This is a genomic window from Burkholderia sp. USMB20 (genome assembly GCF_000949135.2).
GTDB lineage: Bacteria > Pseudomonadota > Gammaproteobacteria > Burkholderiales > Burkholderiaceae > Burkholderia.
Genome location: NZ_JTAN02000005.1, coordinates 106843 through 123061, shown reverse-complemented (window position 1 = coordinate 123061; position 16219 = coordinate 106843). Strand labels below are relative to the sequence as shown.

The following is a 16219-nucleotide window of genomic DNA, read 5'->3' as shown; positions in this document are numbered from 1 at the left end:
AGGAGCGATGACGGCGCGACGGCAGCCGCTACGCGGATTACCGACGCGCGGCGCCGAGGCGCTGCACCATCTGCATCACGGCGGCCATCTGCGGCGCGTCGCGGCGGTAGAAGCCGGGTTGGAGCGGATCGGTGCTCGTATAACCCCAGAAATCCCAGCAGCCGAGCGGATTGACGGCCGATTTCTCGACCTGCGGATACAGCACGATCAGCCGGTTCGTATCGGCGATCTCGTTGTAGCCGACGCCGCGAATCATCCGCTCGCCGACGGTCGCGACGTTCTGCACGCAACCATGGAACACCACGTGGACCGCGCAGGTCACGCGTTCGCAATCGGCCGGCACGTACGCGTAGCCCGTATCGCCGAGCGACGCGCGGCGCTGCGGATCGAACGCGCGCTGGTCGAACGCCAGCAGCTTGCCGCCAGCCTGCGCGGCGGGCGCGTTGAGCGGCTTGTCGGGCGTGCCGTAGATCCAGCGCACGATGTCGTGCGCCTGCTGGAAGCCGCAGTTGTCGATATACGGGCTCGCGTTCGCACTGCACGCGTTGTCCTCGGGGCGGTTCGTGATGAACGCATGCCCGGCGTCCGGCGATTGGCGATACTGAAGGTTCGCGGCCGGAACCTGCGCGAGCGTGTAGAAGCGCGCGGTCTGGTCGACGACGCGCGTGAACACCACCGTATCCTTTGCCCCGCTGAACACATAGATGCGTTGGCCGTGCAGGTTGGCCGGATCGTCGATCTCGCCGCGCTGCGCGAACGTGCGCGCGGCGCGCCATGCGTCGGTCGCGGATGGCGCAGGGCCGATCGGCTGCATGCACAGCGTGGTCGCGGCCACCGCCGGCGGGATCAGCGCGTTCACGCCCGCGCAATAGAACGGCCCGCCCGCGACGATGCCCGCGCCGATCAGCCGGCTCGAGAACGCGACGTCGAACTGCGCGGCCATGAAGCCGCCGGACGACAGCCCCGACACCGACGTGCGCTGCAGGTCGGCGCCGTATGCGGGAAGCGGATCGGCGGGGGCGGCGAGCGCGGCGTGCGGCGCGAGCGCAGCCAGGGCGGCGACGGCAACGGCAACGGTAACGGTGGCGGTGACGGTGGCGGTGACGGCGGCGCAAGCGGCGCGCAGCGCGCGGCGCACTACGTGCGAGGCGGCGGTGCGGGGCAGCGTCGTGCGGCCGGGCGAGCGGGTGACGTTCATGCGGGGCTCCTGTCGTGACGAGTGGTGAATGACAAGGGTTGTAACGGTACGGATGCAGCAAGACTTCAGCGACGGTTTCAGCTTACGGGCAGCCGACGACATGTGAAATGGCGCGAACGACACGCACGACGACCCGTGACGTTCGGCCGGTGCGGCGTCACGGCGCTCACGACAGAAACAGCGCTCGCTCGGCCCGGCGGCGCTTCGTGAGGCCCGCGAGCGGCTTGCCGCCGGCCTTGTTCCAGACGAGGAACTGGTCGGCCGCCCGCGCGCTCGCGCCGGCGTTCAGGTAGCGCAGCAAGGTCGACGAGCGCAGCCGTCCGGCGCCGAGGTTGAAGACGAACGACATCAGCGCATCGAACTGCTGCTGCGTGACCGGCACGCGCAACAGCTTGCGCAGGTTCAGCTCGGCGCCGCGCAGGTCATGCCGCAGCAGCGCCTCCGCTTCGGCCGGCGTCAGCGGGCGCGTGAAGCGCTCGTTCGGCAGGATCAGGTGCCCGTAGCCGATCGTCGGCTTGCCGACCGCGTCGAGATAGCGCGCGAGCCGCAGCCCCTCGAACTGCTTGATCAGCGCGATGCCTTGCTCGCCGGTGCGTTCAGGCTGGTTCGCCATCGTCGTTCTCCTTGCCGCCCGGCCGTGCGCGCGGCACCAGGCGATGCGTGTATTCGTCGATCACGCGCATGATCGCTTCGGGCGGCGGCAGCGCCGCGAACTGCATTTCGATGTCGATGTGCTCGGTGTCGCGCTGCCGCGCACTGCCCGGCGCGGCGTCCTTCTTCTCCGAGCGCGGCGCGAACGTCACGTAGAAGCGGCCGCGCTGGTCGTCGTTGCCCGAGATGCCGCCGGCCGGCAGCGCCTCGGTGAAGTCGCCGCGCACGGTCAGGTGCACGACCATCCGGTCGAGCGCGAGCCCGCGCGGCGTGGCGAGCGCGACGAGCGGCACCGGCATCGTGTGCTCCGCGTCGAGTGCGACCGTGACCTCGCGCGGCGCGAGCAGGCCGTCGTCGCGCAGATCGAAGAACTGGTCGAGCACGGCGGTGTACTGGTGCGCGAGTAGCTGGTTCGCGGCGGCGGCCGCGTGCTGCATCCCGCGTGCGATCTCGTCGAGCGCGATGCCGCGCGGCGGCGGGCGTTCGTCGTCGGCCGGGGCGCCGGGCGGCGGCGTGGGCGGCGCAGGTGGCGTCGGCGAAGCGGGTGGTGTCGGCGAAGCGGGCGAGACAGGCGCAGCGGGCGACACAGGCGCAGTGGCGGCAGCCGCCGGTCGATGCGCCGGCCGCGGCGGTGGGGCATCATTTACGCCCGACGCGGCGCCGGCGGCCAGCGGCGGAACCGGGCGTCGCGTGGCGCGGCGGATCGACGCTTCCGCCGCCGGCACCGCGCCGCCGTGCCGGCGACCGCGTCCGGGCCCGCGCGGCGACCGCGCCGCTACGGCCGCCACCGCCCCGGCCGGCGGCGGGACCGGCCGTCCGGTTCTGCCGGCAGTGCTGCCACCGGACGCGCATCCGCGTCGTCGTGCCCGCCGCCGCCCGCGCGGCGCGACCGTCTGAAGAGCCTGAACATGGCCGGTCCGCGCGCTTACGCGTGCGCCGGCTGCTGGGCGCCCGCATCGGCTCCGGCCGGCGCGGCCGCCTTGCCGCCGGCACCCGACGCGTCGCCGACCAGCTTGCCGTCGGTCGGCGTCGCCGGCAGCGGCCTCACGTCCTTCGCGTTGCCTTCGGTGACGACCGGCTTGGTCGCGGCCTCGGTCAGGAAGTCGATCACGCGCATCAGCGCTTCGGGCGGCGACTGGCGCTTCACCTGCGTATGGATCGAGTATTTCGCGCGCGTATCGGTGCTGCGCGTCTGCTCCGCCTTGTGCGACACGCGCCCGGACACGCTGACGCTGATCGGCCCCCAGCCGAACTTCGCCTGGAATTCGCCGCCGGCTTCGGTCGACGACGACGACTTCTCCGACTGCGTGATCTCCATCTCGAAGTCGATCGTGCCTTCCTCGATCGCGATGATCGGATGGACGATCGCCGCGAGCAGCGGGATGCGCATCGTTTTCTGCACGACGCCTTTCGACACGCCGCTTTCGTCCACCAGCGTCTCGTCGTAGTCGAACTGGACGGCCACGGCCTTGCCGCCCTGGATGCAGACCTGCATCAGGAAATCCGCGTAGCTCTTTGCGGCCTGCGTCTGCGCGCTGATCATCGCCTTTAACGGGCCGGCGATCATTTGGTCCATGGGTAAAGCGTTAATCACCGAGCCAATGAAATTCGCGTCCATGAATAAACTCCTCTTCGTGTTGAAGACAACGGAAATTCGCTGTCGTTATTCACATTAGGAAATTGAAGACGTTTACCAAATATGACGTCCGTCACGTCCGGCGGCCCGGGCCGGCGCGCGGCGGGCATCGGTACGCGCGGCGGGGCGCGGCGTGGACGAATTAGGCCATTCGTCACGGAGCGACGGGCCTAGTGCGCGGTGCGTAAAACAGCGGTAAAAAAAACGCCGGGTAGGGAAGCAAAAAATCCTAAACCGAGCATCCCGATTTCGAGGAAACCGCGCAATGAACGTTCTGATGATCGATAGCCCGCCGTTATTCGTCGCGGGCGTGGCGGACGTACTGTGTAAACGCGATGTCGACTGGCATGTGTGGTCGGCCCGCCGTCCCGAGGACGTCTTGCGCTTGCGCGACGCGTTGCTGCCCGGGACGGTCGAGGCGATCACGATCGAATGCGGCGAGCACGCCGCGCGGCCGAGCTGGCCGAGCGTACTGAACGAGACGTTTGCCGGCGCACCGTGGCTGTGCGTGGTGGCCGCCGTGTGCCGCCGCACGATTGCCGATGCGCTGCTGGCGGGGGCGGCCGGCATCATCGACCGGCACGCGAGCGCGGACGAATTCGCGGATGCGCTCGGCCGCGTCGCGGCCGGCGCGATCTACGTGCCGCCGAACGACGGCGGCGCGACGCAGGCGCCCCCGGGCGGCGTGCCGGCCGGCGACGATCGCGCATTCGAGCGCCTCACGCCGCGCCAGCGCGAGGTGCTGCGGCTGCTGGCCGAAGGCAAGTCGAACAAGCAGATCTGCCGTGTACTGAATGTCGCGGAGGGCACGATCAAGAACCATCTGTACGCGTTGTTCCGCCAGATCGGCGTGAGCAACCGGACGGAGGCCGCATTGTGGCTCGCGCGCCACGTTCCGGCCGAGCCGGCCGGATTCACGTTCGCGCCGGCGTGCCATTCGCCCGGCTGATGCGTGAGACGGGCGCACCGATCGGGCCGGCACGCGAGCGTGCCGCGGGCGAAGGCGGGTTTCGCGCTGCGGCGGCAACGGTGCGCCCGCGCCGCGTCGCGCTACTGCCGGGGCGCGTCGGGCGGAAGCGGATCGTCCGCGGCCGACGGCGCGGGGTGGGCCGCGAGCATCGCACGCGTGAATTCGGCGAGCCGCGCGCGGACGACCTCGGCGGATGCCGCGCCGTCGAGCGATTGCTGCAGATCGAGCAGGTTGGCCGCCAGTTCGCCCTGCCACTGCGCGCGTTCGCTGGCGGCGCGCGCGCGATTCGCGGCGAGCGCCGCGCCGACGTCGGTCGAGCGGTCGCCCTGCACCAGCGTCTCGAGCGTCTCGACGAGCCTTTGCAGCACGCGATGCACGGCCGTCGCCGAGAAGCCGCCGAGCATCGCGAGCGCCGGCCGCCCGAAGTTGTGCATGCTGCCCTGCGCGAACAACTGGGCCGGCAGCATCTGGACGATGATCAGGCCGGCGATCACGCCGAGAATCAGCCGCGCGCCATACGATGCGTCGTATTTCGGATCGTAGGTCGACGCGGCGACGTAGTGGTGCGCCTGGAACAGCGTCGCGAACGACGCGCCGAGCCCCGCGCAGCACAGCAGGAAGGTGGTGTTCCACAGCAGCTGCACGCCGTTGGATTGCAGGAAGCCGCGCTCGATGTTCTCGCCCGACACATGCGGCGACAGGCTCGTCAGCACGACCGCGAGCAGGAAACCGAGCGCCGACCCGGTCAGCAGCCGGATCAGCGGCACCGGGCCGAGCCACGCGAACGGGTGCGCCTGGCGCCGGTGCATGTCGAGCAGCGTGACGGCCTGTGGCGTCGCGGGCGCGACGAGCGTCGCGAGCTTGCGGTGGATCGCCGCGAGCGCGTGCTGCTGCGCGGGCGCCAGCGGCGTGGTGGTCGACGCGCCCGGCGCCGGGTTGGCCGCCGGGTTGGACGAAGCGGCGGCCGCGATCAGCGCCGCGAGCCGCGCGACGAGTTCGGGCTCGATCGGCAGCCCGTGATGGAGCGCGTAGCGCGCCATCGCCTCGCATTCGTCGCACAGCTGCGCGGCGAGATCGTCCGGCGCGCGTGGCGGCTCCTGCAGCGCCGGCCGCGCGCGCCAGCGCCCGAAGCGCGGGGCGCCCATGTCACGGTGCGCCGTCCGCATCCGGCACGTCCACGTCGAACGCGTGGATTGCGACGCGTTCGCGTTCCGCGCTCGACAGGTGGCGCACGCACGGCGCTTCGGCGACCCGCTGCCAGTGCGTCTGCGTGCGGTCGACCGCGAACACGACGACTTCCTTGTGGCGGCGGCCGTCGTTGTGCGCGATGTATTGCAGCGAGTCGGGCACGTCGAACGCGTCATCGGTCGGATTCACGCCGTACGACAGCACGAAGTCGAGCACGAGCGCGCCGTCGTTGAGATGCGGCGGCTTGACGTCGTTGCCGGGATACTCGCGCCATTCGAGGAAGTCGAGGCAGATGTCGATGCCGAACGGCGGCGCTTCGCCGAGCCGGTTGTCGAAGCTGTCCGACAGGCGCGGGCCCTGGTACGGCGACGACGGCGGCGCGTCGGCCGTCGCGCTTTGCGGCGACACGTCGCTCGTCTTCAGCACCTCGACCAGCGTGCCGTCGCCGAGCTGGAACGTGTGGGCGAGCGGCGTCTCGAGCGCATCGACCGAGTCGCCGTAGTCGATCCACGACGTATGCCGCTTCGGCCAGATCGCCGCGCGGCGCGTTCCGTCGTCGTCGCCGTCACCATCGCCCCCTTCGCCGCGCGCGAGCGGCGGCAGGAAATTGGTCGTCGCGAATGTGAAATTCAGCGACACGTACGGCCCGACGAACGCGCCGTCATCCGGCACGTCGGCCGCCGTCTCGTGCTTGACGAGCATCGCGACGGTACCGGGCAGGAACACGATCGGCCCGTACTGATCCACCGGAAAGCGATCGGCGACCGCGCCGATCGCGCGCCGCACCGGATCGAGCTGCAAGTCGACGATCGCATGGAGTTCGTCGACATCGTTCAGCGCGTCCCACGGCACGTTCCAGTAGAACTCGGGCGCGGTGACGAACGTGACGCGGCGTGCATCGTCGTCTTTCGCGTCGCGCCGCACGGCTTCGAACGCGCTCGACAGCGCACCGTTCAGGTGATTGAACAAGACCCCCTGCACGCGCGCTGCATACGCATCGAGCGCTTCGTCGGGCGCACGCAGGGGTTTGCAGTCGCATGAATAGCGCACGGAAACGATTCGGACTGGCTGTTTCATGATGGTTTCCTCTTCCTTGATGATGGCGGCGCGGCGCTTCAGGCCGCACCGCCGCGGCTTCAAACGGACGTGATGTCGGTGATCCAGAACCACGGGTTCGCGTACGGCCCGTCGACGACCTTGGCGACGGTCTGTCCGGGCCCCGGATCGAGCGTGCCGGGCACCCAGGCTTCGTAATGGATCGGCGAGAAGTACAGGCGGCCGAACACGTAGTCGAACGCGATGCGCGCGCGATTGCCGCCGCGGAACAGCGCATTCGTGCCGGCCGTGTATTCGACGTAGCCGGTCGTTTGCGCGCCGCCGCCGCGACCGTTCGAATTCGCCTTGAACGTGGCCGCATAGCGTTCGTACAGCTTCGCGCGCTCGGTGAGCCCGGCGAACGGGTCCGTCGTCGTGCCGTAGGTGAAGGTCGGCAGGTAGCGCGGCACGTTCTGGTGGATCTGCCGCATCGCGCCGAGCACGTCGCCGCCGATGTGACGCCCGGGCGGGCCGCGATCGACGACGCGCGCGGACGTGGCGATTTCGGACATCAGCGCCCGCAGCTCGGGCGGCGCGTCGAGCCGCGCGAACGGAATCACGTACATCGGCAGTGCGCAGCCGGTCTGCTGCTTGCCCGCGCGCGGCGTATCGCCGGCATTCGCGATCAGGCCCAGTACGAACGCTTCCCAGCGCAGCGACGCGTTGAAGTCGAGTCCAGACATGAGTGGCTCCTTCGCCGGCATCAGGCCGGCGCGCCGAGCGGGAAACCCTTCGCCGCCCAGTTGTTGAAGCAGGCCGTGCGATCGTCGTTCGGCGCGTAGGTCGCGAGCGTGCCGTCGAGCAGGCCGGCGATCGCATGCTCGGTGCGCGCGAAGCGCAGCGCCTCGGACAACGCGATCACGAGCCGTGTGAGATCGGGCTTGAACGGTGCGGGCTTCGACGCGTCCGCCGGCTTGAGTTTCGACAGCGTCCACACGGCCTGATGGAGGTTGCTCGGATTGATCGTCGGCAATGGATCGGTCGCGTAGCCGAGCCAGCCGTACGAACCGTCGCCGCCGAGCGGTGCCGCGCCGGCCGGCGTGCCGCCCGGAAACGGCCGGATGTCGAATACGAAGGTGCCGCCCTGGCTGACGAAGCCGAGCGTGTACAGCGACGCGTCGACGGCGGGGCCGTTCTTCGCGGCTTGCCACGCGAGGTTCAACAACAGCGACACGCGCGGCGCGCCGGTGTCGTCGCCGATCACGACGTCGACGGCTTGCCGCGTCGCGCGCGTGCCGTTCTGGCGGATCGCGTCGCGCAGCGCCGTGAGGTCGTCCTGGTAGTCACGGCCGGTGGTGAGTCGAAGTTGCACGATGTTCGCTCCTGCAGATAACCCGGCGTTGCTCGGCCGTCGAGACGGCGCGCGGGTCGAAGCGAATGCGCTGCCGTGCGGCCACTGTGCGTGGTGCGCGGCGGGCGAACAATGCGGCAGAAGTCATTGGCCGGGGTGTGACCGAACACCCGGGAAGCGGGTGTCGGATTCGGTCGGCGCAGGTGGCGAAGGGGAGAAGGGGCGAGGCGACCGCGTGTGGAAGATCGGCGACTTCGGCGGCGTGCTTCATGCGTTGCCGGGCGGCATGACCGCCGCGCGCCGAAAAGCACAACGGCCAGATTTGCCGGTAGCGGCAAACCTGGCCGTTGGCGTGACGGCTGTCGAACGCGTGTTACGCGAACGTTTCGAGCGCGAGCAGTTCGTCGATCGTCTGCCGGCGGCGGATCAGCCTGGGCGTGCCGCGATCGACGAGCACTTCCGGCGCGAGCGGCCGGCTGTTGTAGTTCGAGGACATCGACGCGCCGTAGGCGCCCGCATCGTGCAGGAACAGCAGGTCGCCGATCTGCGGTTGCGCGAGCTTGCGGTGCGTGACCACGCCGCCCGCGTCCTGCGTGAACACGTCGCCGGATTCGCACAGCGGCCCCGCGATCGCGATGTCGACGAGCGGCCGGCCGGCCGGCAGCGCGCCGTCCTGCGTGTGGACGGACACCGCGTGGTAGCTGCCGTACATCGACGGACGCATCAGGTCGTTGAAGCCCGCGTCGATCAGCACGAAGTCGTGCTTCGGACGGCGATTCACGGCCTGTACTTCGGTGACGAGCGTGCCGGCCTCGGCGACGAGGAAGCGGCCCGGTTCGATCTCGATGCGCACCGCGTGGCCGAGATGCCGTTCGATCCGCTTGCGCGCGGCATCCCACTGGCTGAAGTAGTGACCGACATCGACGCGCGGCTCGCCGTCGCGATACGGAATCGACAGCCCGCCGCCGGCGGAAATCGCTTCGATGTCGTGGCCGAGCGACGTGACGAGGTCGACCATCGCGTCGCACACCTGCGACAGGTGGCCGTAGTCGACGCCCGAGCCGATATGCATGTGGATGCCGACCAGCTTCAGCCCGTACTGGCGCACGATCTCGATCGCGCGCGGCACGTCGTCGATCCAGATCCCGTGCTTGCTCTGCGGGCCGCCGGTGTTGGTCTTGTTGCTGTGGCCGTGGCCGAAGCCGGGATTCACGCGCAGCCACACGCGATGGCCGGGCGCATGCTCGCCGACGCGCGCGAGCATGTCGAGCGAGCCGGCGTTCACGGTCACGCCGTGCTTCAGCACGGCCGCGAGCGTCGGACGGTCGATCAGGTCGGCCGTGAACACGACGCCTTCCGGCTCGCCCGCCGGACTGAACCCGGCCGCGAGGCTGCGCTCGATCTCGCCGAGCGACACGGCGTCGACGCACGCGCCTTCCTCGCGCATCAGCTTCAGGATATGCAGGTTCGAGTTCGCCTTCTGCGCATAGCGGATCACGTCGAACTGGCGCAGTTGGGCGATGCGGTCGCGGATGACGTCGGCGTCGTACACCCACAGCGGGGTGCCGTATTGCTGCGCGAGCGTCGCGAGCTGGCGGGAATCGAGGGACATGGCGGATGAATCGGATCGAATGAACGGACAGCGTGAATGATGCGCCTGAATGGCTATACAGTAAAATGCCTGTTTGTCGACATTCGATTCATTTCTGATATAGGCGGCCATGCTCACACACCGGCACATCGAGGTCTTCCGTGCGCTGATGGTTACCGGCAGCACGACGCGCGCGGCCGAGATGCTCTATACGTCGCAGCCCACGATCAGCCGCGAGCTCGCGCGGATGGAGCAGGTGGTCGGCTTCGCGCTGTTCGAGCGCTCGCACGGCCGGCTGCGGCCGACGATGGCCGCGCTCACGCTGTTCGACGACGTGCGGCTCGCGTATGTGGGGCTCGAGCGCGTCGCGGCGACGGCCGCGCGGCTGCGCGAGTTTCGCGACGGCCAGTTGTCGGTGATCGCGCTGCCGGCGTTTTCGCACGCGATCCTGCCCGGCGCATGCCGGCGTTTTCACGACGCGCATGCGGGCGTCAGCGTGTCGGTCGCGACGCAGGAGTCGCCGGTGCTCGAAGAGTGGCTGACCGCGCAGCGCTACGATCTCGGGCTGACCGAGCACGACGTCGCGCCGGCCGGCACCGTGCTCACGCCGCTGCTCGAAGTCGACGAGGTGTGCGTGCTGCCGGACGGCCATCCGCTGCTCGCGCAGCGTGCGATCGATCTCGCGGATCTCGCCGATCGCCCGTTCGTGAGCCTGTCGCTGAACGACCCGTACCGGATCCTGATCGACGAGGCGTTCGCGCAGCTCGGTGTCGCGCCGCGTTCGGTGGTCGAGACGCCGTCGGCCGTGTCGGTGTGCGCGTTCGTGCGGCAGGGGCTGGGCGCCGCGATCGTCAATCCGCTGACCGCGCTCGATTTCGTCGGGCGCGACCTGCACGTGCGGCCGCTCACGCGCTCGTTTCCGTATCGCGTCAGCGTGATCGTGCCCGAGCACCGGCCGAAGAGCCTGCTCGTCGACGCATTCGCCGAAGCGCTGCGCGGCGAAGCGCAGGCGATTCGCGAGCGGCTCGCCGCGCTGCCCGGCTGACGATGGCCGTATGATGGGCGTTTCGCTGCGCGCAGCCTGCTCCTCTTCGTCATCTTCACGGAAACGGAACCCGTCATGACCGATGCTGCATCTTCCCCCGGACAACCGACGCTCAACGGCGAGCGCATCACGCTGCGGCCGCTCGAAGCATCCGACCGGCAGGCTTTGCTCGATGCGGCGGCGGACGGCGAGCTATGGAACCTGAAGGTCACGGTCGTGCCGGGCGAGGAGACGGTCGACGCCTATCTCGACACGGCGCTACAAGGCCGCGCGGCCGGCACCGTGATGCCGTTCGTGATCGTCGAGCGTGCGTCGGGCCGCGTGATCGGCAGCACGCGTTTCTGGAAGATCGACCGCAAGCACCGCAAGCTCGAGATCGGTCATACGTGGCTGAGCGCATCGGCGCAGCGCACGCGTGCGAATACCGAAGCGAAATGGCTGCTGCTCGCGTATGCGTTCGACACGCTGCACTGTGTGCGCGTGCAGTTCACGACCGACGAGCTGAACGAGAAGTCACGCGCGGCGATTCTGCGGCTCGGTGCGAAGCAGGAAGGGATCGTGCGTCACGAGCGGATCATGCCCGATGGCCGCAAGCGCAATTCGGTACGCTTCAGCATCATCGACGACGAATGGCCGGAGGTGAGCGAGCGGTTGCGGGCGAAGCTCGCGACCTGACGCGAAGGAGCCGCAGGCGTCGCGCCGCCGGAGAGGGGGGCGGCGACGCGACGAGGGGGGAAGCGGCGTGCCGCGCGCGATGCGCGGCGGGGCAGCGCGTTACTGCGCCGATGCGAGGTGATGACGCTGCGCGAGCTTCTGCGCGGCCGCGTAGTGCGCCTGCAGGATCGGCAGCGCCTGGCGTGCGACTTCCTTCAGCTTCGTGTCGCGGCCCGACGCGATTTCGGCCTGGAATGCCGAGATCGTCTTCTGCTGGCCGGCGAGCGCGACCTGCTCGATATACGCCTTGTCGAATTCCGCGCCGCGCAGGGTCTTGATGCTGTCCAGCACGGCCGTGTCGGGATCGTTGGCCGGCACGTCGACGCCGCGCGGGCTGGCCGCGCGCATCGCCTGGATGATCTTCTCATCGTCGGTCGACACGCGTTGCGCGAACGCCTTCACCTGGCTGTCCGACGTGCGCGAATCGGCGATGCGTGCGGCGTCGTGCTGGGTCGACACGGTTTTCGTGCCGTCGTTGATGAAGGCCTGGTCGGCTTCGTGGATGCGCGTCTGCGTGGCGGCGGCCGGTGCGGCCGGCGCCGGTTGCGCGGTTTGTGCGGTCGCCGTCACGGCGACGAGAAGCAGGCCAGCGGCAGACAATGCAAGGCGCGAGACTTGGGGAAAGCGGTTCATGGGACCTCCTTTCGATCGGGGCTCTGATTAACGGACGGATCGCGTGATCCGCAGCTGTGCGAGAGACCGGGCGCGCCCGGGCCGGGCTCGATTACCGCTCTGCCGCGGCGGCGTTCGAAGTGTTTCCCGGCCCGACTGATTCTAGGAGAGCGCTCAGGTAGCAGGTGCAACCGCGCTGTGGTTTGTGTAACGGTTGGTAAGACGAAGCGATGGGTGCGCGCGCGGCCAGGTAGGGCGTACCTGTTGCGTGCATCGTGGCGGCAATTTTTGCGTGCGCGACGTGCATGCGATCGCTGCAATGCGCGCGCATGTCATCGACGTTTCATCGTCGTGCGGGTGGATTGTTTCGCGATCCGTCGAATCGAACGCGCGATTCGTACGGCGTCCTCACACGCGATCGAGCAATGCGTCGAGACGCGGCAGCAACGGCGTCGCGCAATGCGCCTGCAGCGCGTCGGGCGCCGTGTAACCCCATGCGACGCCTTGGAATGCGATACGCGCGCGGCGCGCCGCTTCGGCATCGCGGATCTCGTCGCCGACATACAGCACGTCGTCGGGCTGCATGCCCGCTTCGCGCACGAGCGCGCGCAGCCGGCGCGCCTTGCCGAACAGCGGAATGCCGCACGCGAACATGTTGACGCAACGGCTCGCGTGCGGGCCGAGCCGGTCGCGCACGATGTCCTCGGTGTTCGACGTCGCGATCGCGATGCGGATGCTGCGTGCGGCGAGCGCGTCGAAGGTCGCGTCGACGCCGGGGAACAGCTTTACGTGCGCGATGCGCGGCCGCATCAGCCGGCGCATGTCGAGCGTCACGCGCGGCACTTTCCACATCGGCACCTCGAGCGCGCGGATGATCTCGCGTGCCGACATGCCGCGCAGCGCGGGGCGCAGCTCGGGCGTCGCGTCGCGAAAGCCGTGCAGGCGCGATGCCTCCGTGAGCGCCGCGAGAAAGCAGTCGAGCGAATCGGCGAGGGTGCCGTCGAAGTCGAACGCGATGAGTCGATAAGGCATGAAGCGATGCCGCGAGTTGATCGAGCCGGTGACGATATCACCGAATCGGGCCGCGTGGCCCGCGCGAGCGGTTGGGGCCGTAGCGAAGCGGGAGCGTTGGACAGCTTCCTTGCATCGACCGGAATGCCTCCCGCGAAACGCGGTGCATGACATAACGGGCGTGAAAGCCCGGTATGCTGTCGACGCCATCGTTTCCCCCCGTTTCCTTCGTCTGGACTTCCCTGAAATGAAAATCGCCCGTGCCCGTTCTGCGATGTGGATGCTCGGTGTGTTCGTCGCGTTGACGTCCGCGACGCCCGCGGCCGCCGCCGCGGAGAAGCGCTGCGGATGGCTCGAGAATCCGACGCCGGCCAACTGGTGGCTCGTCGACAAGGACAACAGCTGGACGCTGTCGACCCAGGGCAGCCCGCCGGTGCCGGGCCTCGACGAGATGCCGGACATGTCGACGCGCGGCTGGGTCGTCACCAATGCGGGGATGCACGGTTACGGCTGCGCGTGCCTCGACCTGGAAATCGACCCGCGCACCCGCGAGGTGACGCGGATCGTGGCGGCCCGGCCACTGCCGCTGAAGCGTTGCAAGGCTGATCGGGCGTTGCCGGCGCCGTAAGGGGGCAGGTTGGTGGGAGCGACGCGATCGTGAATCGGCGGCATCGCTTGTCGCCCACCCCGCGCCGCGCTATCGTTGCTGCTCCACCCCGAGCCGACCGGAGAGCCGACGTGCCCGCAGCCACCCCCGCCCCGCTGAGATTTTCCACCGACAAGCGCGAGCTCGACATCGACGCGATCTTCGATTTCCTGCACCGCGATGCGTACTGGTCGCAGGGCATTCCGCGCGACGTCGTCGAGCGCGCGATCGACGGCTCGCTGTGCTTCGGCGCGTATGTGGGCGACCGGCTCGTCGGGTTCGCGCGGCTCGTGACCGACCACGCGACGTTCGCCTACCTGTGCGACGTATTCGTCTTGCCGGCCGAGCGCGGCAACGGCTATGGCCGCGCGCTGATCGACCACGTATTCGCGCAGCCGATGGTGCAGGGCCTGCGCCGCATCATGCTCGTGACGACCGACGCGCACGAACTGTACCGGCCGGTCGGCTTCGGGCCGTCCGCGAATCCCGAGCGGCTGATGGAGATCCGCCGCCCCGATATCTACGCGAAACGCTGACGCGCGGCGAGCGCATACAATACGCGCTTTCGTTTTTGCCGAAGGGAAGCAGATCATGACCGAACAGGAAGCCGAACAGCTCGCCACGCATCGTCACTACAAGGGCGGGCTGTATCGCTACATCGGCGTCGCCCGTCATTCCGAAACCGAGGAGTCGGTGGTCGTATACGAGCATCTGTGGCCGCATGCGCGCGGCTTGTGGGTGCGGCCGGAAGCGATGTTCAACGAGAACCTGCCGGACGGCACGCCGCGTTTTCGCAAGCTGCGCGACTGACCTGAGCGCGCTCGCCGACCGCACGACGAGCGGTGCCGGCGCCCGGCCTAGCCGGCGGCGCCCGGCGTGTCGCGCGGCGCGGACTCCCGGTGCATCGCCAGCGCGAAGAAGCGCCGGATTTCGTCCATCAACTCCGCACGCGCCGATGCGAAATCGAAGGCGCGCCGGTTGTCGTGCGCGAAGCGCCGGCGCCACTCGTCCGCCGCATGCCGTGCTTCGCGTGCGCGCAGGTCGTCGAGTTCGGGCGTGCGCAGTGCGTGGTCGGCAATCAGCGTCACGCCGTCGCGGCTGACTTCCAGCAGGCCGCCCGCGACGAGCAGCCGGCGGTGCTCGCCGCCCGGTGCGGCAACGAGCGTCACGACGCCGGGCCGCAGCCGCGTGAGCAGCGGCGCGTGATGTGGGTAGATGCCCAGCTCGCCGCTTTCCCCGGGCACGACGACGAAATGTGCGTCGCCCGAATACAGCACGTCTTCCACGCTGAGGATGTCGAGCTTCATCGACGTCGGCATGCGTGCCTCCTTCAGACCGCCGCCGCGCCGGCGACGATCTCGCACAGCTCGGTGGTGATCTGCGCCTGGCGCGTCTTCTGATACAGGTGCCGCAGCTCGCGCAGCACGCGATCGGCGTTCTCCGTCGCGGTCTGCATGCTGAACATCCGCGCGCACTGCTCGCACGCGTAATTCTCGACGACGGCCTGGTAGAGCGTCGCCTCGACGTAGCGCAGCAGCAAGGTATCCACGGCCGGTTTCGGCGCGGGCTCGTACAGATAGTCGGATGTCGCGGTGTCGCCGGGCGGCGTGCCGGTGTCGAGGCCGGTGAGCGGCAGCACCGCGTCGATGCGCGGCGAATACGCGAGCGGGCTCGTCAACTGGTTGTACGCGATGTGCAGTTCGTCCAGTTCGCCGTTGACGAACGCGGTGAGCGGCACGAGCAGCGCGCCGAGCAGCTGCTCGAAGTGCGGCGCGGCGGCGAGGCCGCTGGCGCGGGCGGTGATGGTCGCGCCGTGGCGCATCAGCGGGGCAATGCCGCGTGCGCCGATCACGCTGAGTTCGCACGCGACGCCGGCGCCGTCCCAGCGTTCGAGCGCATTCACGCATTCGACCAGCAGCCGTGTGTTGAGCGGGCCGCACAGCCCGCGATCGGTGCTGACGACGATCAGGCCGACGCGGCGCACGGGCGTGCGTCTCGCCATCAGCGCGGAGACGTGGCCGGACCGGTCGCGCAGCACGCGCTCGGCCATCTCCCGGATGCGCGCCGCATAGGGCCGGAAATCGCGCGCCCGCCGCTGCGCGCCCGCCATCTTGGTGCGAGCCATCATTTCCATCGCCTTCGTGATCTTGCGCGTGGACGAGGTACTGCTGATCTTCGAGCGGATTTCGCGGATGTGCATGTGAGGCGGGGAGGCAGGTCGCCCGGTGTCGCCGGTGCGCTGTGGCGACGCGATGTCGGCCGCGAGTGCGGCAGCGAGGTCGGCGGATATCGCGCCGAGGCCATCGAACTGTCATCGCGCGATTTCATGCTATCGGGATTTCACCTGAAACGATTGACGGCGATCAAGCGATCGCTTCCGGTTACGGACCAGAATGGTTTCGCCAATCGTCGCACCGGGCGTTCGATGGCCGATTGCCGTCCGCATCGGAAGATCGATGCGGACGCATCGAAGGACGCAAACGTCACGCATACGTCACGGCCGCGCGCGTGACGTGCGATTCGCCGCGGGTGCAGCGCGGACGATCGTCGCGCATCCCGCACACGGCTTTT

Annotated in this window: 20 protein-coding genes; 7 read left to right on the top strand and 13 right to left on the bottom strand. The window is 69.0% G+C overall.

The window, feature by feature from the left end:
- Positions 1 to 37 precede the first annotated feature (37 nt).
- The 4 genes from PL79_RS08395 to PL79_RS08380 all read right to left on the bottom strand — a co-directional run bounded on the left by PL79_RS08395 (position 38) and on the right by PL79_RS08380 (position 3467).
- Positions 38 to 1198: an extracellular catalytic domain type 2 short-chain-length polyhydroxyalkanoate depolymerase gene (locus PL79_RS08395; RefSeq protein WP_044848969.1), complete on the bottom strand. Its 1161-nt coding sequence runs from the start codon at positions 1196 to 1198 to the stop codon at positions 38 to 40.
- A 166-nt stretch (positions 1199 to 1364) separates the two neighbouring features.
- Positions 1365 to 1811: a lysozyme gene (locus tag PL79_RS08390; RefSeq protein ID WP_044848970.1), complete on the bottom strand. Its 447-nt coding sequence runs from the start codon at positions 1809 to 1811 to the stop codon at positions 1365 to 1367.
- On the bottom strand, positions 1795 to 2298 hold the full coding sequence (locus tag PL79_RS08385; protein ID WP_268906924.1) for a DUF2589 domain-containing protein: 504 nt from the start codon (positions 2296 to 2298) through the stop codon (positions 1795 to 1797). The genes PL79_RS08390 and PL79_RS08385 overlap by 17 nt, the downstream gene beginning before the upstream one ends.
- Before the next feature lie 476 nt (positions 2299 to 2774).
- Positions 2775 to 3467 carry a DUF2589 domain-containing protein gene (locus PL79_RS08380; protein WP_044847585.1) on the bottom strand — a complete coding sequence of 231 codons (693 nt, stop codon included), beginning with the start codon at positions 3465 to 3467 and terminating at the stop codon, positions 2775 to 2777.
- Between the two features lie 283 nt (positions 3468 to 3750).
- On the opposite strand from PL79_RS08380, the gene PL79_RS08375 reads away from it, so the two are divergent.
- The gene (locus tag PL79_RS08375) at positions 3751 to 4434 is read left to right on the top strand and encodes a helix-turn-helix transcriptional regulator (RefSeq protein ID WP_044847586.1); all 684 of its coding nucleotides are present in this window, start codon (positions 3751 to 3753) and stop codon (positions 4432 to 4434) included.
- Positions 4435 to 4535: 101 nt separating this feature from the next.
- On the opposite strand, the gene PL79_RS08370 is transcribed toward PL79_RS08375, so the two are convergent.
- From PL79_RS08370 to lysA, 5 genes are all read right to left on the bottom strand, one after another.
- Entirely contained in the window at positions 4536 to 5600 is a 1065-nt protein-coding gene (locus PL79_RS08370; protein ID WP_052664806.1) for a hypothetical protein, read from the bottom strand.
- 1 nt (position 5601) lies between these two features.
- The gene (locus tag PL79_RS08365; protein WP_044847622.1) at positions 5602 to 6720 is read right to left on the bottom strand and encodes a hypothetical protein; all 1119 of its coding nucleotides are present in this window, start codon (positions 6718 to 6720) and stop codon (positions 5602 to 5604) included.
- A 59-nt stretch (positions 6721 to 6779) separates the two neighbouring features.
- Positions 6780 to 7421 carry a hypothetical protein gene (locus PL79_RS08360; protein WP_044847623.1) on the bottom strand — a complete coding sequence of 214 codons (642 nt, stop codon included), beginning with the start codon at positions 7419 to 7421 and terminating at the stop codon, positions 6780 to 6782.
- Between the two features lie 20 nt (positions 7422 to 7441).
- On the bottom strand, positions 7442 to 8050 hold the full coding sequence (locus tag PL79_RS08355) for a ribosome-inactivating family protein (protein WP_044847587.1): 609 nt from the start codon (positions 8048 to 8050) through the stop codon (positions 7442 to 7444).
- 352 nt (positions 8051 to 8402) lie between these two features.
- A complete protein-coding gene (gene lysA, locus PL79_RS08350; protein ID WP_044847588.1) occupies positions 8403 to 9641 on the bottom strand; it encodes a diaminopimelate decarboxylase in 1239 nt (412 codons plus the stop codon).
- Positions 9642 to 9750: 109 nt separating this feature from the next.
- Here lysA and PL79_RS08345 point away from each other — a divergent pair, with 109 nt between their 5' ends.
- Positions 9751 to 10665: a LysR family transcriptional regulator gene (locus PL79_RS08345; RefSeq protein ID WP_044847589.1), complete on the top strand. Its 915-nt coding sequence runs from the start codon at positions 9751 to 9753 to the stop codon at positions 10663 to 10665.
- Positions 10666 to 10740: 75 nt separating this feature from the next.
- Positions 10741 to 11340, top strand: a complete 600-nt coding sequence (locus PL79_RS08340; RefSeq protein WP_044847590.1) for a GNAT family N-acetyltransferase — start codon at positions 10741 to 10743, stop codon at positions 11338 to 11340.
- A 99-nt stretch (positions 11341 to 11439) separates the two neighbouring features.
- Here the strand turns inward: PL79_RS08340 and PL79_RS08335 are convergent, their stop codons facing one another.
- Positions 11440 to 12012: a DUF4142 domain-containing protein gene (locus PL79_RS08335; protein ID WP_044847591.1), complete on the bottom strand. Its 573-nt coding sequence runs from the start codon at positions 12010 to 12012 to the stop codon at positions 11440 to 11442.
- A 387-nt stretch (positions 12013 to 12399) separates the two neighbouring features.
- The gene (locus tag PL79_RS08330) at positions 12400 to 13023 is read right to left on the bottom strand and encodes an HAD hydrolase-like protein (RefSeq protein WP_044847592.1); all 624 of its coding nucleotides are present in this window, start codon (positions 13021 to 13023) and stop codon (positions 12400 to 12402) included.
- A gap of 226 nt (positions 13024 to 13249) precedes the next feature.
- Between PL79_RS08330 and PL79_RS08325 the strand changes: the two genes are divergently transcribed.
- The 3 genes from PL79_RS08325 to PL79_RS08315 all read left to right on the top strand — a co-directional run bounded on the left by PL79_RS08325 (position 13250) and on the right by PL79_RS08315 (position 14458).
- Positions 13250 to 13630: a DUF4087 domain-containing protein gene (locus PL79_RS08325; RefSeq protein WP_207671168.1), complete on the top strand. Its 381-nt coding sequence runs from the start codon at positions 13250 to 13252 to the stop codon at positions 13628 to 13630.
- Positions 13631 to 13740: 110 nt separating this feature from the next.
- Complete coding sequence (locus PL79_RS08320; protein WP_044847594.1) at positions 13741 to 14184, top strand: GNAT family N-acetyltransferase; 444 nt, start codon at positions 13741 to 13743, stop codon at positions 14182 to 14184.
- A 55-nt stretch (positions 14185 to 14239) separates the two neighbouring features.
- Positions 14240 to 14458: a DUF1653 domain-containing protein gene (locus PL79_RS08315; protein ID WP_006751720.1), complete on the top strand. Its 219-nt coding sequence runs from the start codon at positions 14240 to 14242 to the stop codon at positions 14456 to 14458.
- Positions 14459 to 14505: 47 nt separating this feature from the next.
- Here PL79_RS08315 and atpC read toward each other — a convergent pair whose 3' ends face one another.
- Together atpC and atpG are read right to left on the bottom strand one after the other, a co-directional pair.
- Positions 14506 to 14967, bottom strand: a complete 462-nt coding sequence (gene atpC, locus PL79_RS08310; RefSeq protein WP_044847595.1) for an ATP synthase F1 subunit epsilon — start codon at positions 14965 to 14967, stop codon at positions 14506 to 14508.
- An 11-nt stretch (positions 14968 to 14978) separates the two neighbouring features.
- Positions 14979 to 15848, bottom strand: a complete 870-nt coding sequence (gene atpG / locus PL79_RS08305) for an ATP synthase F1 subunit gamma (RefSeq protein ID WP_044847596.1) — start codon at positions 15846 to 15848, stop codon at positions 14979 to 14981.
- Between atpG and PL79_RS36350 the strand changes: the two genes are divergently transcribed.
- Positions 15849 to 16160, top strand: a complete 312-nt coding sequence (locus PL79_RS36350) for a hypothetical protein (RefSeq protein ID WP_207671167.1) — start codon at positions 15849 to 15851, stop codon at positions 16158 to 16160.
- The last annotated feature ends 59 nt before the right edge of the window (positions 16161 to 16219 follow it).